At 61.3% G+C, this 18,114-nt stretch carries 19 protein-coding genes; 14 read left to right on the top strand and 5 right to left on the bottom strand.

Annotation, left to right across the window (positions count from 1 at the left end; genetic code table 11):
- Positions 1-81 precede the first annotated feature (81 nt).
- From modA to DDQ68_RS12045, 6 genes are all read left to right on the top strand, one after another.
- The gene (gene modA / locus DDQ68_RS12070; protein WP_211320140.1) at positions 82-858 is read left to right on the top strand and encodes a molybdate ABC transporter substrate-binding protein; all 777 of its coding nucleotides are present in this window, start codon (positions 82-84) and stop codon (positions 856-858) included.
- A 19-nt stretch (positions 859-877) separates the two neighbouring features.
- Positions 878-1,585: a molybdate ABC transporter permease subunit gene (gene modB / locus DDQ68_RS12065; protein WP_245897027.1), complete on the top strand. Its 708-nt coding sequence runs from the start codon at positions 878-880 to the stop codon at positions 1,583-1,585.
- A 108-nt stretch (positions 1,586-1,693) separates the two neighbouring features.
- On the top strand, positions 1,694-2,518 hold the full coding sequence (locus DDQ68_RS12060; protein ID WP_109656532.1) for an ATP-binding cassette domain-containing protein: 825 nt from the start codon (positions 1,694-1,696) through the stop codon (positions 2,516-2,518).
- A gap of 113 nt (positions 2,519-2,631) precedes the next feature.
- On the top strand, positions 2,632-3,867 hold the full coding sequence (locus DDQ68_RS12055; protein WP_109656531.1) for an acyl-CoA dehydrogenase family protein: 1,236 nt from the start codon (positions 2,632-2,634) through the stop codon (positions 3,865-3,867).
- Positions 3,868-4,231: 364 nt separating this feature from the next.
- Complete coding sequence (locus DDQ68_RS12050; RefSeq protein ID WP_109654390.1) at positions 4,232-4,735, top strand: transposase family protein; 504 nt, start codon at positions 4,232-4,234, stop codon at positions 4,733-4,735.
- A 5-nt stretch (positions 4,736-4,740) separates the two neighbouring features.
- Positions 4,741-5,181 carry a transposase family protein gene (locus DDQ68_RS12045; protein WP_109656530.1) on the top strand — a complete coding sequence of 147 codons (441 nt, stop codon included), beginning with the start codon at positions 4,741-4,743 and terminating at the stop codon, positions 5,179-5,181.
- On the opposite strand, the gene DDQ68_RS24285 is transcribed toward DDQ68_RS12045, so the two are convergent.
- Complete coding sequence (locus DDQ68_RS24285; protein WP_281271037.1) at positions 5,169-5,303, bottom strand: hypothetical protein; 135 nt, start codon at positions 5,301-5,303, stop codon at positions 5,169-5,171. The genes DDQ68_RS12045 and DDQ68_RS24285 overlap by 13 nt on opposite strands.
- A 161-nt stretch (positions 5,304-5,464) precedes the next feature.
- Between DDQ68_RS24285 and DDQ68_RS12040 the strand changes: the two genes are divergently transcribed.
- The 5 genes from DDQ68_RS12040 (at position 5,465) to queG (ending at position 8,756) form a co-directional block, all read left to right on the top strand.
- The gene (locus DDQ68_RS12040) at positions 5,465-5,689 is read left to right on the top strand and encodes a hypothetical protein (RefSeq protein WP_109656529.1); all 225 of its coding nucleotides are present in this window, start codon (positions 5,465-5,467) and stop codon (positions 5,687-5,689) included.
- 106 nt (positions 5,690-5,795) lie between these two features.
- A complete protein-coding gene (locus DDQ68_RS12035; RefSeq protein ID WP_245897026.1) occupies positions 5,796-6,041 on the top strand; it encodes a hypothetical protein in 246 nt (81 codons plus the stop codon).
- A 119-nt stretch (positions 6,042-6,160) separates the two neighbouring features.
- A complete protein-coding gene (locus DDQ68_RS12030; protein ID WP_109656528.1) occupies positions 6,161-6,502 on the top strand; it encodes an HIRAN domain-containing protein in 342 nt (113 codons plus the stop codon).
- Between the two features lie 120 nt (positions 6,503-6,622).
- Positions 6,623-7,675 (top strand): Holliday junction branch migration DNA helicase RuvB, encoded by a 1,053-nt coding sequence (ruvB, locus tag DDQ68_RS12025; protein ID WP_109656527.1) that lies wholly within the window; start codon positions 6,623-6,625, stop codon positions 7,673-7,675.
- 145 nt (positions 7,676-7,820) lie between these two features.
- Positions 7,821-8,756 (top strand): tRNA epoxyqueuosine(34) reductase QueG, encoded by a 936-nt coding sequence (queG, locus tag DDQ68_RS12020; RefSeq protein ID WP_109656526.1) that lies wholly within the window; start codon positions 7,821-7,823, stop codon positions 8,754-8,756.
- Between the two features lie 12 nt (positions 8,757-8,768).
- Here the strand turns inward: queG and DDQ68_RS12015 are convergent, their stop codons facing one another.
- From DDQ68_RS12015 to DDQ68_RS12005, 3 genes are all read right to left on the bottom strand, one after another.
- A complete protein-coding gene (locus DDQ68_RS12015; RefSeq protein WP_109656525.1) occupies positions 8,769-8,984 on the bottom strand; it encodes a hypothetical protein in 216 nt (71 codons plus the stop codon).
- 324 nt (positions 8,985-9,308) lie between these two features.
- Positions 9,309-10,193: a ferritin-like domain-containing protein gene (locus DDQ68_RS12010; protein ID WP_109656524.1), complete on the bottom strand. Its 885-nt coding sequence runs from the start codon at positions 10,191-10,193 to the stop codon at positions 9,309-9,311.
- A gap of 34 nt (positions 10,194-10,227) precedes the next feature.
- Positions 10,228-10,989 (bottom strand): ferritin-like domain-containing protein, encoded by a 762-nt coding sequence (locus DDQ68_RS12005; protein ID WP_109656523.1) that lies wholly within the window; start codon positions 10,987-10,989, stop codon positions 10,228-10,230.
- A gap of 323 nt (positions 10,990-11,312) precedes the next feature.
- Here DDQ68_RS12005 and DDQ68_RS12000 point away from each other — a divergent pair, with 323 nt between their 5' ends.
- The 3 genes from DDQ68_RS12000 to DDQ68_RS11990 all read left to right on the top strand — a co-directional run bounded on the left by DDQ68_RS12000 (position 11,313) and on the right by DDQ68_RS11990 (position 14,876).
- Positions 11,313-12,770 carry a BatD family protein gene (locus tag DDQ68_RS12000; protein WP_162550058.1) on the top strand — a complete coding sequence of 486 codons (1,458 nt, stop codon included), beginning with the start codon at positions 11,313-11,315 and terminating at the stop codon, positions 12,768-12,770.
- A 65-nt stretch (positions 12,771-12,835) separates the two neighbouring features.
- Positions 12,836-13,915 (top strand): chorismate synthase, encoded by a 1,080-nt coding sequence (gene aroC / locus DDQ68_RS11995; RefSeq protein WP_109656521.1) that lies wholly within the window; start codon positions 12,836-12,838, stop codon positions 13,913-13,915.
- 358 nt (positions 13,916-14,273) lie between these two features.
- Positions 14,274-14,876, top strand: coding sequence for a NifU family protein (locus tag DDQ68_RS11990; RefSeq protein WP_109656520.1), 603 nt, complete (start codon positions 14,274-14,276; stop codon positions 14,874-14,876).
- A 159-nt stretch (positions 14,877-15,035) separates the two neighbouring features.
- On the opposite strand, the gene secDF is transcribed toward DDQ68_RS11990, so the two are convergent.
- Positions 15,036-18,041: a protein translocase subunit SecDF gene (secDF, locus tag DDQ68_RS11985; protein WP_109656519.1), complete on the bottom strand. Its 3,006-nt coding sequence runs from the start codon at positions 18,039-18,041 to the stop codon at positions 15,036-15,038.
- Between the last annotated feature and the right edge of the window lie 73 nt (positions 18,042-18,114).

Here is an 18,114-nt window from a genome sequence, read left to right as displayed (position 1 = left end):
GCCCCGGCGCAGCGCAGTATCTTTGCGAATATAACCATAGGGCCACCCGGTAGTTATCGGGTGGCCCTTACCGTAATTGCCATGCGCCGCTTAATATTCCTATTCTGCCTGCTGCTGGCCGCCGGGGGGGCCGGGGGGGCCGCCCCCGCCCCGGGGGGGCCGGCGCTCACCATTGCCGCCGCCGCCGATTTAAAGTACGTGCTCGACTCGCTGGTGACGATTTTTAACCGGCGGCATCCCGCAGCCCAGGCCAGCGTGGTGTATGGCTCGTCGGGCCGGTTTTATGAGCAACTGAGCCACGGGGCCCCATTCGACATTTTCTTTTCGGCCGACAGCGACTACCCGCGGCGCTTGCAGCAGGCGGGCCTCACGGCCGGGGCTCCGGTGCCCTACGCCCAGGGCCGCCTGGTGCTGTGGAGTAAGAAAGTCGACCCTAAGCTAAAGGGAATCAACACGCTGCTCGACCCCCGGATGCAGCGCGTGGCCATTGCCAACCCCGCCCACGCCCCCTACGGCCGCCGGGCCGAGGAAGTGCTGCGCCACTACCAGCTCTACGACCGGGTGCAGCCCCGGCTGGTGCTGGGCGAAAACATCGGCCAGGCCGCCCAGTACGCCAGCACCGGCGCGGCCGACGCCGGCCTGCTGGCCTACTCGCTGGCCCTCAGCCCCGAGCTGCGCCGCCTGGGCAAATTCTACCTGATTCCGGCCGCCGCCCACACGCCCTTGCAGCAGAGCTACGTGCTGCTGAAGCGGGCCCAGGGCAACGCCGCGGCCGCGGCTTTCGTGGCGTTTGTAGCCGGCCCGGTGGCCCGGCAAGCGCTGCGCAAGTACGGCTTCAGCCTGGCCGGCGGTCGCTAAAGCATTCATTCACCGTTATTTGCTACCCATCCGTTTGGCGTTTGAGCTAACCCCCGATTATTGGGAAACCCTGCGCCTGACGCTGGCCCTGGCCACCTGCACGGCGGGGCTGCTGCTGCTGCTGGGCATCCCGCTGGCCTACGCCCTGGTGCACAGCCGGGGCTTTTTCAAGCCGCTGCTGGAGGCCGTGGTGGGCCTGCCGCTGGTGCTGCCGCCCACCGTAATCGGGTTTTACCTACTGCTGGCGTTCAGCGACGACACAGCGCTGGGGCGGTTTTTAATTAACACGCTGGGGCTGAGCCTGAACTTCACGTTTGCCGGCATTCTGGTGGGGTCGCTGGTGTACAGCCTGCCGTTTATGGTGCAGCCGCTGCAAGCCGGGTTCCAAAACCTGCCGCGCTCCCTCACCGAGGCATCCCACACGCTGGGTAAGTCGCGCCTCACCACGCTCTGGCGGGTGCTACTGCCCAACATGAAGCCCGCCCTGCTCAGCGGCACCGTGCTGGCCTTTGCCCACACCCTGGGCGAGTTCGGGGTGGTGCTGATGATTGGCGGCAACCTGCCGGGCCGCACCCGCGTGGCCTCCATCGCCATCTACGACGAGCAGCAGAGCCTGCACTACCCGCAGGCCAACGCCTACGCCCTCACGTTGTTGGGCGTGGCCTTTGTTATTTTGGTGCTACTCTTTTACGTAACAAAAAGAGACTCCGCCCGCCGCCTGCTGTAATTGTCCGTGCAAAAGTAAATGGGTCGTTACTTGACTGTTATAATTTGTTGGTCAGCAACTTATGGCTATCCAATAACTAACAACTAATGACTGACAACTTAATTGTCCGTGATTGACTTCCACCTCCGCAAAGCCCTGCACACCGCCGCCGGCCCCCGCACCCTCGACGTGGCCCTGGCCCTGGCCCCCGGCGAGCTGCTGGCCGTAACGGGGCCCTCGGGCGCCGGCAAAACCACCCTGCTGCGTCTGCTCGCCGGCCTCGACCGGCCCGACGGCGGCTTCGTGCGGGCCGGGGGCCAGGTTTGGTACGACCAGGATGCGCGCCAGTGGCTGCCGCCGCAGCGGCGCCCGCTGGGCTTCGTGTTTCAGGACTATGCCCTGTTTCCGAATATGACGGTGCGCGAAAACCTGGCCTTTGCCGCCGCCGGTCAGCCCGGCGCGGGGCCCCTGGTAGCCGAGCTGCTGGCCCTGATGGAGCTAACCGAGCTGGCCCCGCGCCGCCCCGGGGCCCTGTCGGGCGGCCAGCAGCAGCGCGTGGCGCTGGCCCGCGCCCTGGCCCGCCGCCCGCGCCTGCTCCTGCTCGACGAGCCCCTCTCGGCCCTCGACCTGCCCACCCGCCTGCGCCTCCAGCAGGTGCTGGCCGATGCGCACCAGCACTTTGGCCTCACCACGCTGCTCATCAGCCACGACCCGGCCGAAATTGCCCGCCTCGCCCACCGCGTGGTGGAGCTGGACCTGGGCCAAGTGCGCCGCGTGGGGCCCCCGGCGCCGGAGCCCCCGGGGCCCCTGGCAGGCCGGGTAGTGGCAATATTGCCCAGTGGCCGGCTGCTGGTGCAGTTGGCCGGCGGCCCCACTCTCACAGATGTGCCCGCGCCGCCCGGCCGCACCTACGCCCCCGGCGACGAGCTGGCGCTGACGGTGGGCGTGGAATAGAGCCCCCGCCTGGCCGCGCGGCCGGCTAATAATTTGCCGCTGCCCACGCGGCCTGCTGAACGTCCTGCGGCTTGGCTTGTTACCTTTGCTCCCCCCCCATAACTTCCCCCCCCATGTCCTCCATCGCCGACGTCCTTGCCCCCGAAGCCAAAGCCCACACCGCCCAGGGCGGCAGCACCAACGCCAACGGCTTCACCGATTATTTCGACCTCGATGGCCTGCTCACCGAGGAGCATATCCTTGTGCGCCAGAGCATCCGCGACTTCGTAAAAAAGGAGATTTCGCCCAACATCGAGAAGTGGGCCCAGCAGGCGCATTTCCCCTCCGAAATCGTGCGCAAGTTTGGCGACGTGGGGGCCTTCGGGCCCACCATCCCCACCGAGTACGGCGGTGGCGGCATGGACTACATCAGCTATGGCCTGATTATGCAGGAAATTGAGCGCGGCGACTCCGGGATGCGTTCCACGGCCTCGGTGCAGGGCTCGCTCGTGATGTTCCCCATTTATCAGTACGGCTCGGAGGCGCAGCGCCAGAAGTTCCTACCCAGGCTGGCCAGCGGCGAGTGGCTGGGCTGCTTCGGCCTCACGGAGCCCGACCACGGCTCTAACCCCGGCGGCATGACCACCAACATCAAGGAGGAAGGCGACCACTACGTTTTGAACGGTGCCAAGCTCTGGATTTCTAACTCCCCCGAGTGCCAGGTGGCCGTGGTCTGGGCCAAAAACGAGCAAGGCCGCATCAAGGGCGTCCTTGTGGAGCGCGGCATGGAAGGCTTCACCACGCCCGAAATCCATAACAAGTGGAGCCTGCGGGCCAGCACCACCGGCGAGCTGGTATTCGACAACGTGCGGATTCCCAAGGAGAACATACTCCCCAACATCGAAGGCCTCCGGGGCCCCCTCAGCTGCCTCGACTCGGCCCGCTTCGGCATTGCCTGGGGCGCCATCGGCGCGGCCATCGACTGCTACGAGTCGGCCCTCAAGTATAGCCTGGAGCGCGAGCAGTTCGGCAAGCCCATCGCCGCCTTCCAGCTCCAGCAGCGCAAACTGGCCGAGATGATCACCGAAATTACCAAGGCCCAGCTCATGGCCTGGCGCCTGGGCGTGCTCAAAAATGAAGGCAAGGCCACCAGCGCCCAAATCAGCATGGCCAAGCGCAACTCCGTCGACATGGCCCTGCACGTGGCCCGCGAGGCCCGCCAGATTCACGGCGGCATGGGCATCACCGGCGAGTATCCCATCATGCGCCACATGATGAACCTCGAATCGGTTATCACCTACGAAGGCACCCACGATATCCACCTGCTCATTACGGGCGCGGATATCACGGGAATTCAGGCGTTTAAGTAAGGATCTAATCCAATAAAATCGAAAACGGCCGTCTCGATTTGGGACGGCCGTTTGCATAGACCAAGATGTTACTTTTCTAGTAAATAAACATCCTCGTGATAAAGCAAAGACTGGCTAGAGTGAACCGATACACTGGTGACTTTCCAACCGACTTGTTTTAAAGAATTGATTTTGCGAATTTCTGCTTGATATAGTTGTTCACTGGCTAGTAGCTGTTTGTCAGCACTATTGCCGTGGGTCTTATCATCAATGACCTGCGTATCAGTTTCGCCGGTAGGACTGACGGTAACTAGAGAATAGTTATTAAAGCTAATTCGGAAGTGTGTGTTAAGTTACTACCCGTAGGCGAGGCGTAAATTTGGCTATGGATTACCTGAGTTTGCGCGAGCGGCCCCGCCAGTTTCTGGCCCTAACCAGCTTGCGAGCGGCGGAGTTTGACGACTTGCTGACCGACTTTGCCCCGGCCTGGGAGCGCCACCACCGCTACCACACCCTGGAAGGAACCAAACGGGCGTTCCCCGCCCACCGCGAGCGGGCCAACGCCGTGCTGGCGGGCAGCGATATAAAGCTCTTTTTTCTGCTCACCTACCTCAAAAGCAACGCCTTGCAAGAGCACCAGGCCGCCAGCTTTGGCATTTCGCAAGCGCGCGTCAGCCACTTGGCTACCGCCCTGCTGGGCGTGCTCAACCAGGTGCTGGCCCGGCGCGGGCTGCTGCCCGTGCGCGACGGCGGCGAGTTGGCTCAGCGCCTGGCTAACCACCCGGAGCCGGTCTTTGCCTACGACGGGGTCGAGCGGGGCGTACCACGTAACACGGACCGGGAGGCCCAGGCCGAGGAGTACAGCGCCAAAAAAAAGCGCACCGCGTAAAAAACATGACCTTATGCGATTCCACGCAGTACGTGCATTTTCTCTCGGCTACGGAAAGCGGGCGAGCGCACGACAAAAAACTGGCCGACGAGTACGCGCTGCACCTACCGGCGGGCTGCGTGTTACGGCAGGATTTGGGCTTGCTGGGCCACGCCCCGACCGGGGTCGTGGTGGAGATGCCCCACAAGAAGCCGCCGAAGCGGGAGTTGACGTTTGCCCAAAAGCTGTATAACCAGTTGCTGAGTCCGTTGCGCGTCGTTATCGAACACGCGCACAGCGGTATCAAGCGCCTGCACAGGGTGCAGGGCACTATCCGCTTGCGCGGCGAATGGGTGCGCGATACGGTCATGGTCGTGGCCTGTGGGCTGCACAACCTGCGCGTGCGCAGCCCGCACCGCGCCTATCGCGCACCTGTCCACGCGAAACTCGCTAACTACGCCGAATAAGCTTTATTGTAAACCCGGCCTATTACCATCATGTAGCCGCTGGGCTCGGTGGTCTTCGGATAAAAAGCCCAGGAGCCAGTTGCGGCTAGGACCAGGGCTGCCAAAGCAAAGAATTTCTTCATGATGAGGGATGGTTGAAGGGAAATAAAAGCTCACGCAAGCTATTCCGCCAGCATTATTATTTAATGAACAATGCTGGCTGTCAGGCCACCACGTATACCCCGCTCTCTGGCTGCGCTAGAAGCTTCAGCAATATTTATTTACTCGATTAAATAAAGCTGTTATGTCCACCACTGATTCCTTCCACTACCTCACCGATGCCGCCGGCAAGCCCGAGGCCGTGGTATTGCCGATGGCCGATTGGCTGGAGTTGAAGCAGTATTACCGCCAGTTGCAAGGGCGCGAATTGGTGCTGAACGGAATGCATAGGGCCCTGCGTGAGGTGCCGGAAATACTGACCGGCCGCCAGCCCGAAATCAGCCTGGATGATTTCCTGGCTTCGCTGTGAGTGAGCCAAGCGTACTGGTTGTAACCACGGCAAATTTCCGACGGGAAGCTAAGCCTCAGTTGAAAAATATCGTTCGCTAAAGCCCGAGCTGGCCCGATTGGCCGAAATGCTGCGACAGGAATCTACCCACGGCGAACCGCTGGGGCAGGATTGTTATAAGATTCGCTTGGCTATTGCCAGTAAAAGCCGTGGCAAAAGCGGCGGGGCCCGTGTCATCACTTACCGCCGGGTTATTGATGAAAAAGCCCAAAAGGTCAAACTGTTCTTGCTAGCTATTTACGACAAAGCGGAAACAGCATCAATCGGTAAAGATGAAACAGCACGTCTGCTGAAGAACGTTACGGAAGAGTAATCGGCAAACTTTCAGTTCAAAGTTGGTACGTACGGTTCGCAGGGCCCCCAGCGCTTAGCCTTATGTCTTTCCTTAGCGGTTATTCGGCTGGTTCGCCATCTGCCCCGTAATTTGGCCCCATGAAGCAGGCTACCGAACCCCTCGTGCTACTGGAGTGCCTCGTCGCGGGCACCTCGCACCGCCGCCCCGAAATCGACGAAGTAGAGCCTTCGCTGCAAATTGGGCAGGCCCTGCTGCTGACCCGCGAGCCCGACAGCCACTACGACGACTGGGCCGTGCAGGTACACACCCACCCCACCACCCACCCGGCCAACGTGTGGCTCGGCTACCTGCCCGAGGGCCACAACGAAACGGTGGCGCGGATGCTTGACGCCGGCTTCGACATTGGGGCCCGCCTCAACCACAAAGCCTGGGAAGACGACTGGCTGCACCTCGATATTGAAGTGCTAATGAACCGTTAGCAGAGCCTAGGCGCTTCGTGCGGTTTTGCTAAAAAAACGGGAGCTTTTTTCCGGCGGTTGGGGTTGAGTAACAGGGCCCCGACGGCTGCCAACTGACCACTACCAACCGATAACTAACCCATGCGCGAAGCCTATCTCACCGGCGGCAACGAACAGTTCGACGCCACCGACAAGGACATCGACAAGGCCCTGCGGCCGCTGTCGTTCGACGACTTCACGGGCCAGGCCAAAATCCTGGAAAACCTGAAGGTGTTCGTAGCCGCCGCCAAGCAGCGCGGCGACGCCCTCGACCACGTACTGCTGCACGGGCCCCCCGGCCTGGGCAAAACCACGCTCTCCCACATCATTGCCAACGAGCTGGGCAGCAGCATCAAGATGACTTCGGGGCCCGTGCTCGACAAGCCTTCGGACCTGGCCGGCCTGCTTACCAACCTGGAGCCGCACGATGTGCTGTTCATCGACGAAATCCACCGCCTGAATCCCGTGGTGGAAGAGTACCTGTACTCGGCGATGGAGGACTACCGCATCGACATCATGCTCGACTCGGGCCCCAACGCCCGCTCGGTGCAGATTTCGCTCTCGCCTTTTACCCTCGTGGGGGCCACCACCCGCTCGGGCATGCTCACGGCGCCGCTGCGGGCCCGCTTCGGTATTTCGGCCCGGCTGGAATATTATGATTCCAAGCTACTGACCACCATTGTGCTACGCTCGGCTGAAATCCTGGGCACGCCCATTCACGAGGACGCGGCCTTTGAAATTGCCCGCCGCTCGCGCGGCACCCCGCGCATTGCCAATAACCTGCTGCGCCGCACCCGCGACTTTGCTCAAATCAAGGGCGACGGCACCATCACGGTGGATATTGCGCAGTTTGCCCTGAACGCGCTGGACGTGGACGCCCGCGGCCTCGACGACATGGACAAGCGCATCCTCACCACCATCATCGACAAGTTCAAAGGGGGCCCCGTGGGCATCACTACCATCGCCACGGCCTGCGGCGAGGAGGGCGAAACCATCGAGGAAGTGTACGAGCCGTTCCTCATCCAGGAAGGCTATATCAAGCGCACCTCGCGCGGCCGCGAGGCTACCGAAGCTGCCTACCACCACCTGGGCCGCTTGCTGCCCAACCATCTGCGCGGCAACAACGGCGACTTATTTGCCGAGATTACGGCGTAATAGCCGTTTAAATAGGCCGTCAGATAAGCATAACGGCCTATCTAAATGGAAAAGATTGCCAAATTTCCTCTGCACAGCACACGGAACGCGCCGCCCCAAGCGGTGCGTTCTTCGTTTATTTAGGGCCCTAAATACCTGTTTTCTAATGCTTCTTCGCGCTGATTGGACGTCTTTCATTAAACGCCGCGCGGTCGAGCTGGGCTTCATGGCGTGCGGTATTTCCAAGGCGGAGTTCCTGGAAGACGAAGCCCCGCGGCTCGAAAATTGGCTCAAGCACGGCATGAACGGTCGCATGGCCTATATGGAAAACCACTTCGACAAGCGCCTCGACCCACGCTTGTTGGTGGACGGGGCCAAATCGGTGATTTCGCTGCTGCTCAATTACTACCCGCCCAAGGAAGAGCAGCAGCCCGACGATACGCTGAAAATCAGTAAGTACGCCTATGGGCGCGACTACCACTTCGTCATCAAAGACAAGCTGAAAATGCTGCTGGCTGATATGCAGGCCGAGATTGGCGAAATTGGTGGGCGCTGCTTCGTCGATTCGGCCCCGGTGCTGGACAAGGCCTGGGCCAAGAAAAGTGGCCTGGGCTGGGTGGGCAAAAACTCCAACCTCATCACGCCGGGCAGCGGCTCGTTCTACTTCATCGCCGAATTGATTGTGGACGTGGACCTTGAGTACGACGGGGCCATCCGCGACTACTGCGGCACATGCACCAAGTGCCTAGATGCCTGTCCAACGCAAGCCATTACCGAACCCTATGTGGTGGACGGCAGCAAGTGCATCAGCTACTTCACCATCGAGCTGAAGGACCAGATTCCGACCGAAGTAGGTGGTAAGTTTGGCAATTGGGTGTTTGGCTGCGATATCTGCCAGGACGTATGCCCGTGGAACCGCTTCGCCAAGCCCCACCAGGAGCCGCAATTCCAGGCCCACCCCGACCTGAAAAACCTAACGCCCGGCGACTGGCGCGAAATCACCCACGAACTGTTCACGGAACTGTTCCGCCAGTCGGCGGTGAAGCGGACGGGCTACGCGGGCCTCACACGCAACATCAAATTCGTTTTGCCCGAAGCGTAACCCCGTGGGGCCCTAAACGCCGCTTAGGGCGGGCCCCAGGCCGGCGTGGGCTCGGAATACCCGCTTGAGCACGCGGCGGTAGAGGCGCGAAAATTCGGCATAGCACCACGTGCGGAAGTACGCCAGGTCGGCCGGCAATACGGTTTTGAGCGCTTTGCGCAGTTCTTTCTCAAACAGCAATCTGCTAAAACTAACTTTTAGCAAGATGATTTTGGCATATTCGAGCATGGGACTTGGGTGGGCTAGGGAAAGGAGGGCAAAGCAGCCGGCCGCGTACACAAGTTACATCGGCTTAAGCACCGCCGCTCGGGTAGGAACGCGGTGCTCAACGGTTACGGTGCTCTAGTACGCAAGGAAATCGACCAGGGCTACCTTTTCGGCGGGCGAATCCCCAAATTTTATAGATGCAGTTAGGTCCTGATGCTTGGAAATAGCTGATTTCCACTAACAACGAGTTAGGCTATTATAGAGAATGTACTAAAAAAAACCGCCGGCTTCGCGCATTGCGAGGCCGGCGGTTTTTAATCTGTAGGATGGATCTGAGCCAGTTGCTTAGGCACCTACTAAGCCACCAGCGCGCGAAGCGTCAAGAACCTCGGCAGCCTGTAAGTATTCATCGAATGCAGCAGCAGCGTCATTCGCGGTGTACGGGCTAGCTAAGCCCGTGGTAATGGGGACGTTCGACTGAACGGTGTTGTTCTCGATTGGGCTTGGAGCCGTGTATGCTGGGATACCGTAGCCAAAAGGTGACGTAGTGGATGTTGGACCAGTCACACCACTTGTGTAGGTAGGATGCGCGGCAGCGTCATCACCTGGGTTAACCCAAGCCCGCTGGCCACGCATGGTGCGGATGTGCGAAGCGTGACGAGCTTCCACCGAGTGAATTTGTAGCGCTACAGTCAACAAGTCAGTGCCGAGCAATTCGCCGGCCCGGCCCTTGTATGCGCGCACGCCGGTATCTTCTAGTAATTGAGCAATGCCAAGCTGGCTGGTAGCAAAAGTTCCACCATTGAAAGTTGCCAGCGTGGCGAACACTGATGACTTGAACGTCACACCCGTAACCGGGGTGCCATAGAGGCTTGTGATAGCGCCACTCAGCAATTTAACGTGTGAGTCTTCGTGCTTCTTAATCTGGTCGATAGCTGCTTTGTCAGCGGCTGCGGCGCCCATGTATTGGGTCGATGCTTGCACCTTTTTGTAAAAGTCCTGCTCGAACAGCTCCAGGGTAAGTGCGTACTGCAACACATCTACTGGCATGGACTGCGTGCCGGCGTAGGCCTTTTGAAACAGAGCCCCCAGGAAAAGGGGCGTAGCGGTGAGGGCCGCACGTTTGGCTACCGTGCCCAGGGAACTGAAAACGGCGCGGCGCGAATCGAAGCGGCCCAGAACGTCGGCGTCCACTTCACCGAGCTGGTCAATTATTTTGAAGAAATCCATAACAGAGGTTGATGACTAGTAGAAAAGAAAGGGATTACATGCCAACCATGCTGGCATCGAGCTTCTCCATGACGAAGCCAGAAGCAGCTTTGATGACGTCAAGTGGGGCCATGGCCTTATCGAGGCCACTAATGGGGTCTACCTGGTCATCAGCCGCGAAAGAGCCCGGATTAATCAAATCACGGACATAAGCCGCATGGCGGCCTTCAACCGATACAATCTGACCAGCAATGACCAGGTAAGCGGCAGTTTTGATGAGTTTGCCGGCTCCATTGTAAGCGGCTACGCCCAAGTCCTCGAATGCCTTCGCGGCGTCGAGCACGCCCAGTTTGACATCGCCGGCCGCCATGAGGCGCTTGGTGAAATCAATGCCTGTGAAGTTCGGAGTCAAATCTTGCAAAATCTTGCCAGGAGCATCGCGGTTGATGGCAGCCTTGAAGAAGTCGCGGTGAATGGCTTCGTGGGATGCTACTTCGGCAAAGTAAGCGGTTTCAGCAGGCGAGAAACCCATCACGGTAGATGCTTTCACTTGTGCGTAAAAAGCAGCTTCGAGTTGTTCCAGGGCGTAAGCGTAGTTTAGCACACCAACGTCGCCCGAGCCCAAGCTTACAGTGCCTCCGACTGGAGGAGGAGTGGGGCCAGTGGTGTCATCTTTCGAGCAACCGGCCAGTAACAGCGCGGTAGCCCCAGCAGTAGCGCCGGCATACATGAAGAACGAACGCCGTTTGATAGGCGTGTACAACGGCTTGGCGATGTTTAGCTCGTCCTGGTCGCCTACTTGGGAGTGTTGGGACATGGTGAAAAAGGAAAATGGTAAAAAATGAAATAAACTGATTTTCATTGCCCGGCACTCCGGTATAGCTGCGTGTTGGTGCAAGCAACATGCACCAAATGAACTGCGCGCCAAAGGCGTTTCGTGGGCTAGATACGGGCCGCCGCGTCGAAGGGATTGTGTTATTCATTAAATTATTTTGTTCTTGTTTTAATACAATGCTGATAATACTGAGCTATAGCTGCCTTATTTAGTGGTTCAGGCCATTTTAAGCCTCTTAAATGATAGAGATTAAAAATAGATTGAGAACGATTGCACTGCCATTTCTGGCCATTATTTTTTCGCTATTGGCTGCCCGGCCCAGTTGGGCCCAGCCCGAGCCACTGCACGCTGAGCTGGTGCTCGGCCCGGCCAGCGTGCCGGTCACGGGTACCTATACCCTGGCGTTTCGGCTGCGCGGGGCCCCCCTGGCGGAGTACACGGAGTTTCCTGATTTGGAAGGCTTTAAAAAAGCCGGCAAAACGAGCACTACCACTACCCAAATTGTGGCGGGCCGCCGCTTTAGCGAGCTAACCCTGACGCAGCGCTACGCCCCCTACGGCGAGGGCGACTACGCCATCAAGCCGTTCCAACTAACGGTGAACGGCCTGCGCGTGCGTAGCGGCGGCGGCACCGTGCACGTGGGCCCGGCGGTAATAACGGTGCCGGCCGCCAAGGCTCCGGCGGCCGGCACCGCGCCCCTGCAAGGCGTGGGGGCCCTCGACCAGCTATTTGGCAAGCCCAAGCCGGCCCTGTACCTGGACGTGCCCGACCGCGGGGCCCTGGCCCTGGAGGCCGACCGGCGGCAGGTGTACGTGGGCGAGGGCGTACGCGTGGCGCTGTCGTTTTACCTGCGGCCCGCCGACCAGGCAGTGCTGGCCTTCCACGATTTCGACGAGCAGCTGCCGCGCCTCATCGGCCAGCTGCGCCAAACCACGGCCTGGGAAGTGCCCGCCGCCGAGCAGCGGGTGCTGCCCGACACCGTGCGCCGCGGCGGCGAGCTGCTGCTGCGCTTCCGGCTGGCCGAAACCACCTACTACCCGCTCACGGCCCAGCCCCTGCGCTTCCCGCCCCTGGCCCTGACGATGACTAAGTTCCGGCTCCTGAAAAAGCCCGAGCCGGGCGTGGACGGCCGCCTGGCCCAGTACAAAACTTATCTGGCCCCAGCCCTGGCGGTGGCCGTGCGCCCGCTGCCGGCGCGGCGCGGTGGGGGGAGGCCGGCGGCCGTGGGCCATTACCAGCTGCACGAATCCATTAGCCGCACCGAGTTTGCGGCAGGGCAGGTGTTCAGCTATACGTTTGGTGTGGAGGGGCGCGGTAACTTGGGGGCCCTGCCGCCGCCGGTGCTGGCCCCGCGGCCCGGCCTGGCCGTGTACGGCCCCGAGGTGCGCGACGAAACCTTGCCCGGCGGGGGGGGGCGCAAGCTGTTTCGCTACCGGCTGGTGGCCCAGCGGCCGGGGCCCCTGCCGCTCGACAGCCTTTTGCAATTGGCCGTGTTCGATCCCGTGACGGGGCGCTACGACACGCTGCGCTCGGCCCTGCGCCTCCAGATTCGGGCCGGGGCGGCCGCGGCGGCGCTGGCTCCCGCAGCAGCCAGTGCGGCGCCCGCCGATCCATTTTACGGCCCCGCCATTGCCCGCGCCGATGCCGTCTGGCAGCCCCTCGATGCCTATGGCCAGGCGCGGCGCTACGCCGGGGGCCTACTGCTGGCGCTGCTGGGCCTTGCCACCGCCGGCTGGTGGCAGGCCCGGCGGCGCACCGGCTGATAATTTTCCCGCGAACTTGCCGGCCCGTTGCCCCTTATTTCGCTCTTTCTTTGTTTCGTTTGCTCATGTCCAATACTTTCGGTACCCTTTTTCGCATCACTACCTTCGGCGAGTCGCACGGCACCGGCATTGGGGTAATTATTGACGGCTGCCCGGCGGGCCTGGCCGTCGAAGCGGCGCACATCCAAGCCGCGCTGGACCGACGCCGCCCCGGCCAAAGCGAGCTGACCACGCCGCGCAACGAGGCCGACCGCGTGCAAATTCAGTCGGGCCTGTTTGAGGGCCTGACCACCGGCACGCCCATCAGCCTGTTCATTCCCAACGCCGACCAGCGCTCCGACGACTACTCGCACATTGCCCAAGCCTACCGCCCCAGCCACGCCGACTACACCTACGACGCCAAATACGGCCGCCGCGACCACCGCGGCGGGGGGCGTAGCTCGGCCCGTGAAACGGCTGCCCGTGTAGCCGCCGGGGCTGTGGCCGCGCAGCTGCTGGCGCACTTCGGGGTGCGGGTACAGGCCTACGTGTCGGCGGTGGGCGAAATTGAAGTGCCCGTGGGCTACGCGGAATTGGACCTGAGCCTGACTGATACCAACCTCGTGCGCTGCCCCGACCCTGCCACCGCGGCCCGCATGGAGGACCGCATCCGGGCTGCGCGCGACGCGCACGACACCGTGGGCGGCGTGATTACGGGCGTGGCTACCGGCGTGCCGGCGGGCCTCGGCGAGCCGGTGTTCGACAAGCTACCCGCCGTGCTGGGCCACGCCCTGCTCAGCATCAACGCGGTGAAGGGGTTCGAGTTCGGCTCGGGCTTTGAAGGCACGAAGCAGGCCGGCTCGCAGCACAACGACGAGTTTTATACTGACGAAGCTGGCCGAATCGCCACCCGCACCAACCGCAGCGGCGGCAGCCAGGGCGGCATTTCCAACGGCCAGGATATCTACTTTCGGGTGGCGTTCAAGCCCGTGGCCACCATCTTGCAGCCTCAGCCTACCGTCAACCAGGCCGGCGAAGCCGTGACGCTGGCCGGCCGCGGCCGCCACGATCCCTGCGTGCTGCCCCGCGCCGTGCCCATCGTGGAGGCCATGACCCACCTCGTGCTGGTCGATTTGCTGCTGCGGGCGCGCAGCAACAAGCTGTAAGTTAGATTATAGCAGTTTTCAGGTCGGTGTACTGCCTGGTCCGCCGGTACGCGGGCCTGAAAATTACTCTAGGTGGCATGCACCATACTGTTCACGAAGTAGAATGCGAAAACGAAGTAGGGTGCGGGGCTTGCCCCCGCCCGTCCTTGAACGGTTCAGTCGGCTTTCGTTCAACGACGAGCCGGGACAAGCCCCGCACCCTACTTCGTGGTATGCACTATCCTTAACTAGACTAATTAAGAATAGATTGGCAAGGGGAGCTGTGCCGCTGTAGTACCTTTGCAACCTCTCCCGCGCCGGCGCTGTTGTGGTACCGTCCCTGGGGGCCCTTGTCCCGTACAGTCAACTCCTTACCGCCATGTCCGCTATATCCATTTACGCCGAAGCCTCGCCGAACCCGGAGAGCATGAAATTTGTCCTCAACCAGCAGCTCCTCGCCGACGGCGTGAGCGTGGATTACCCAACGCTGGAGGCCGCCGCCAACTCGCCCGTAGCCCAGGAGCTGTTCGGGTTCGACTACGTGGGCCGCGTGTTCATCGCCCAGAACTTCGTCACTGTTACCAAAAACCATCCTGATCTGGCCTGGACGCAGCTCATCCCCGAGCTGCGCCAGTTCCTGAAGGGCTACGTGGAGGCCGGGGGCCCCTTATTTACCGTAGACCCCGCCGCTGAGCAAAAGGCCGCCCAGGAGGCTACGGCCGGCGACCCCACCGCTCAGGAAGGCCAAACGGCCCAGAAAATCATCGACTTGCTCGATAACTACGTGCGCCCCGCCGTGGAGCAGGACGGGGGCAATATTACCTTCAAAAGCTACCACGAAGGCGTCGTGACCGTGAACCTGCAAGGCTCGTGCTCGGGCTGCCCCTCGGCCACCGTCACGCTGAAATCAGGCATCGAAAACCTGCTCAAGCGCATGGTGCCCGAAGTGCAAAGCGTCGTCGCCGAGGGCATCTTGGTATAGCTTGATTCGAACGCAAAAAGGCCGCTTCCAAATCTGGGAGCGGCCTTTTTGCGTTATCAGCAAAAGCCAAAATGCAAAAGAGCCCGGCCATCGGGGCCGGGCTCTTTTGCAAATGCCAGAAGGGCGGGGGCGAGCCTGGCAGAAGCCCGCCCCGGGGCCCTAGCTTACCGTGCTGCGGCTCAGCTTGGGCGTGCCGCCGGTCAGGTCCACCACATCCTCGCCCGCGGCGAGGCGCTCGCGCTCTTCCTTCTTCCCGTAGGTGTCCAAGATGATGGGCGTAGCAATAAACAGCGACGAATACGTACCGAAGATGATGCCGATCATCATAGCAAACGAGAACGAGCGAAGTGTCTCACCGCCAAAGATGTACAGCACCAAAACCACCAGGAAAACGGTCGTGAACGTAATCATTGTCCGCGAGAAGGTCGAGTTCAAGGCCGGGTTTACCACTTGGGCAAACGTCAGCTTAGGGTTCTCGCGCAGGTACTCGCGCACCCGGTCGTAAATCACCACTGTGTCGTTCATCGAGAAGCCGATAACGGAAAGCACGGCGGCCACAAAAATCTGATCCATCTCGTAGTTCAACCCGAAGGCGCGGGCAATTGGGTAAGAGGCAATTACCAACAGCGCATCGTGGAATAGTGCGATAACGGCCGCCATCGAGTATTGCCACTTCTCGAAGCGGAAGAGCACGTACACGAAGATGCCCAGCAGCGTCAGGCCCAGGCTCAGCACCGAGGTGCGCTTGATGTCGTCGGCAATGGTGGCGCCCACTTTGGAACTGCTAACAATATTCTTATCTGTAGTCCCAAAAGGCGTTAGGCCCCGTAGCAGCGTGGCCCGGACTTGCTTATCGGCTGTAGGGCTTTCGTCGGTGGCGAGGTAGCTGGTGGTTACGCGCAGGCGGCTATCGGCGCCGTACTGCTTCACCTCGATGCCGGCGCCTTTGAAGGCGGGGCGCAGCACGTCGGCCACGTCGGAGGCCACCATGTTCTTGTTGAAATCGATGACGTAGGCGCGGCCGCCGGTGAAGTCAACGCCCAGGTTGGGGCCCCCTTGCAGGTACATCAGCACGAAGCCGATGACGATGACGGTAGTCGAAAAGGCGTAGGCAATCTTGCGCTTGCCCACGATGTCAAAATTCACGTTCTGGAACAGGTTGCGCGAGAGGAAGGTCGAAAAGGAGATTTTGCTGATTTCCTTGCCCTTCACCAGGGCCTCGATGATGAGGCGCGATACGAACACGGCCGACAGGAACGAGGTGAGCACGCCGATGCCGAGCGTGATGGCGAAGTTCTGCACCGGGCCGGTGCCGAAGAAGCCCAGAATCACGGCGATGAGCATCGTGGTTACGTTCGAGTCGAAGATGGCCGAGAAGGCGCGTGAGTAGCCGGCATTGATGGCATCGGGGAGGTTGTGCCCGTGGTTAAGCTCTTCGCGGATGCGCTCGAAAATCAGCACGTTGGCGTCCACCGACGAGGCAATAACCAGAATCAGGCCCGCGATGCCGGGCAGGGTGAGGGCCGTCTGGAACGCGGCCAGCACGCCCAGAATCAGGAACATATTGAAGAGCAGGGCGGCGTCGGCCACTAGGCCAGCGCGGCCGTAGTAGGCGGCCATGAAGGCCATGATGATCAGCAAGCCAGCCAGCGACGAGTACAGGCCCTGGTTGATGGCTTCTTTACCCAGCGAGGGGCCCACCACAGCTTCTTCCACGATGCGGGTGGGGGCGGGCAGCTTGCCGGCCTTCAGCACGTTGGCCAAATCCTGGGCTTCTTCGATGGAAAAGTTGCCCGAGATGCTGGTGTTGCCACCGGCAATTTCGCCCTGCACCACGGGGTCCGAGTACACGTAGTCGTCGAGCACAATGCCCACTTGGCGGCCGATGTTGGCGGCCGTCATGCGCTGCCACTTTTTGGCGCCGCTCGGGTTCATGCTCATGCTCACCTCGGGGTGGCCGCTCTGGTCGTAGTCCTGGCGGGCATCGGCCACTACTTCGCCGGCCACGGGGGCCTGGCCGTCGCGGGTTTTCTTGATGGGGTTCAGCTCCAGGTACTCCTGGCGGTCAACCACGGTGGGCTTCACGCTCCAGAGCAGGGCCAGGTTGGGGGGCAAAATGGCCTTGGCTTCGGGGCTGTGCAGCAGGGCGTTCATGCGGGCGGTGTCGCGCAGGGCCACGCCCAGGCGGCCGGGCATGGTGAGCAAGCGGGCCAGGGGCCCCACTTTTTGTGAAGCGGCGGCCGAGTCGGCGCCGGCGCCTTTGGCGGCGGGGTTCTTCTTGGCCAGCTGGGCGGCCAGCGAGGTAGTGTCGCCGGCGGCGGCGGTGGCCGATGCGGCCACGGGGGCCCCGGCAGCGGCCGGAGTTTTGGCGGCGGCTTCGGCTTTCTCCTTAGCAGCCAGAGCCTGGTCGAGCTGCACTAGGTAGGGGCCCACTTCCTGCTGGGTCCACACTTCCCAAAACTCCAGCTTAGCCTGGCCTTGCAGCAGCTTGCGCACGCGCTCGGGGTTATCGACGCCGGGCAGCTCAATCTGGAGGCGGCCGGTGCCCTTCACGCGCTGGATGCTGGGCTGGTTCACGCCGAACTTGTCCACGCGGGTGCGCAGGATGTTGAAGGAGCGGTCGATGGCTTCTTCCACTTCCTTATTAATGGCGGCAATTACCTTTTGGTTGGTCGAGTTGATGTCGATGCCGCGGCTCTTGTTGGTGGTGTTGGCGAAGATGGTGGCCAGCGGCTTGCTGGGGGCCAGGCGCTGGTAGTCCTGCGCAAACAGCGTCGTAAACGGCGTGCTGGAGTTCACCTTCTGGGCTTCCTGGGCCTGGGCCAGGGCGGTGTTGAAGGCCGGGTCCTTCGAGTTGCCGCTCATGGCGCGCACAATTTCCACCGGCGATACTTCCAGCGTCACGTGCATCCCGCCCTTCAGGTCAAGGCCTTCGCCGAGCTGGCTCTCGCGCACCTGGCGGTAGGTGAGGGGCCCGAACACGGGCGCGCGCCACACCGAATCGAGGTAGTGCTGGCGCTTCAACTCGTTGAGCTTGCCGCCGGTGGTGGCATAAACCACGGCCTTGTCCTGCACCCCGTTCGAGATATAGGTCAGGAACAGGTGGTACCCGCAAATCACCGCAATGATGATGGTGAGGGTGGTAATGAGTCCTTTGTTACGCATAGTATTGTCAGTGAGCAATTAACAGTTATCAATGAACAGTTGAATCAGAAAAGGCAAACGAGCAAGCCTGAGC

This window comes from Hymenobacter nivis, assembly GCF_003149515.1.
Classification (GTDB): domain Bacteria; phylum Bacteroidota; class Bacteroidia; order Cytophagales; family Hymenobacteraceae; genus Hymenobacter; species Hymenobacter nivis.
This window is presented reverse-complemented; position numbering and strand designations above follow the sequence as displayed.

What these genes read in the sequence shown, in the direction of transcription:
- modA (WP_211320140.1), top strand. Translation starts at nt 82, where the DNA reads ATGCGCCGCTTAATATTCCTATTCTGCCTGCTGCTGGCCGCCGGGGGG.
- DDQ68_RS12055 (WP_109656531.1), top strand. Translation starts at nt 2,632, where the DNA reads ATGTCCTCCATCGCCGACGTCCTTGCCCCCGAAGCCAAAGCCCACACC.
- DDQ68_RS12050 (WP_109654390.1), top strand. Translation starts at nt 4,232, where the DNA reads ATGGATTACCTGAGTTTGCGCGAGCGGCCCCGCCAGTTTCTGGCCCTA.
- DDQ68_RS12045 (WP_109656530.1), top strand. Translation starts at nt 4,741, where the DNA reads ATGACCTTATGCGATTCCACGCAGTACGTGCATTTTCTCTCGGCTACG.
- DDQ68_RS24285 (WP_281271037.1), bottom strand. Translation starts at nt 5,303, where the DNA reads ATGAAGAAATTCTTTGCTTTGGCAGCCCTGGTCCTAGCCGCAACTGGC.
- DDQ68_RS12040 (WP_109656529.1), top strand. Translation starts at nt 5,465, where the DNA reads ATGTCCACCACTGATTCCTTCCACTACCTCACCGATGCCGCCGGCAAG.
- DDQ68_RS12035 (WP_245897026.1), top strand. Translation starts at nt 5,796, where the DNA reads ATGCTGCGACAGGAATCTACCCACGGCGAACCGCTGGGGCAGGATTGT.
- DDQ68_RS12030 (WP_109656528.1), top strand. Translation starts at nt 6,161, where the DNA reads ATGAAGCAGGCTACCGAACCCCTCGTGCTACTGGAGTGCCTCGTCGCG.
- ruvB (WP_109656527.1), top strand. Translation starts at nt 6,623, where the DNA reads ATGCGCGAAGCCTATCTCACCGGCGGCAACGAACAGTTCGACGCCACC.
- queG (WP_109656526.1), top strand. Translation starts at nt 7,821, where the DNA reads ATGCTTCTTCGCGCTGATTGGACGTCTTTCATTAAACGCCGCGCGGTC.
- DDQ68_RS12015 (WP_109656525.1), bottom strand. Translation starts at nt 8,984, where the DNA reads ATGCTCGAATATGCCAAAATCATCTTGCTAAAAGTTAGTTTTAGCAGA.
- DDQ68_RS12010 (WP_109656524.1), bottom strand. Translation starts at nt 10,193, where the DNA reads ATGGATTTCTTCAAAATAATTGACCAGCTCGGTGAAGTGGACGCCGAC.
- DDQ68_RS12005 (WP_109656523.1), bottom strand. Translation starts at nt 10,989, where the DNA reads ATGTCCCAACACTCCCAAGTAGGCGACCAGGACGAGCTAAACATCGCC.
- aroC (WP_109656521.1), top strand. Translation starts at nt 12,836, where the DNA reads ATGTCCAATACTTTCGGTACCCTTTTTCGCATCACTACCTTCGGCGAG.
- DDQ68_RS11990 (WP_109656520.1), top strand. Translation starts at nt 14,274, where the DNA reads ATGTCCGCTATATCCATTTACGCCGAAGCCTCGCCGAACCCGGAGAGC.
- secDF (WP_109656519.1), bottom strand. Translation starts at nt 18,041, where the DNA reads ATGCGTAACAAAGGACTCATTACCACCCTCACCATCATCATTGCGGTG.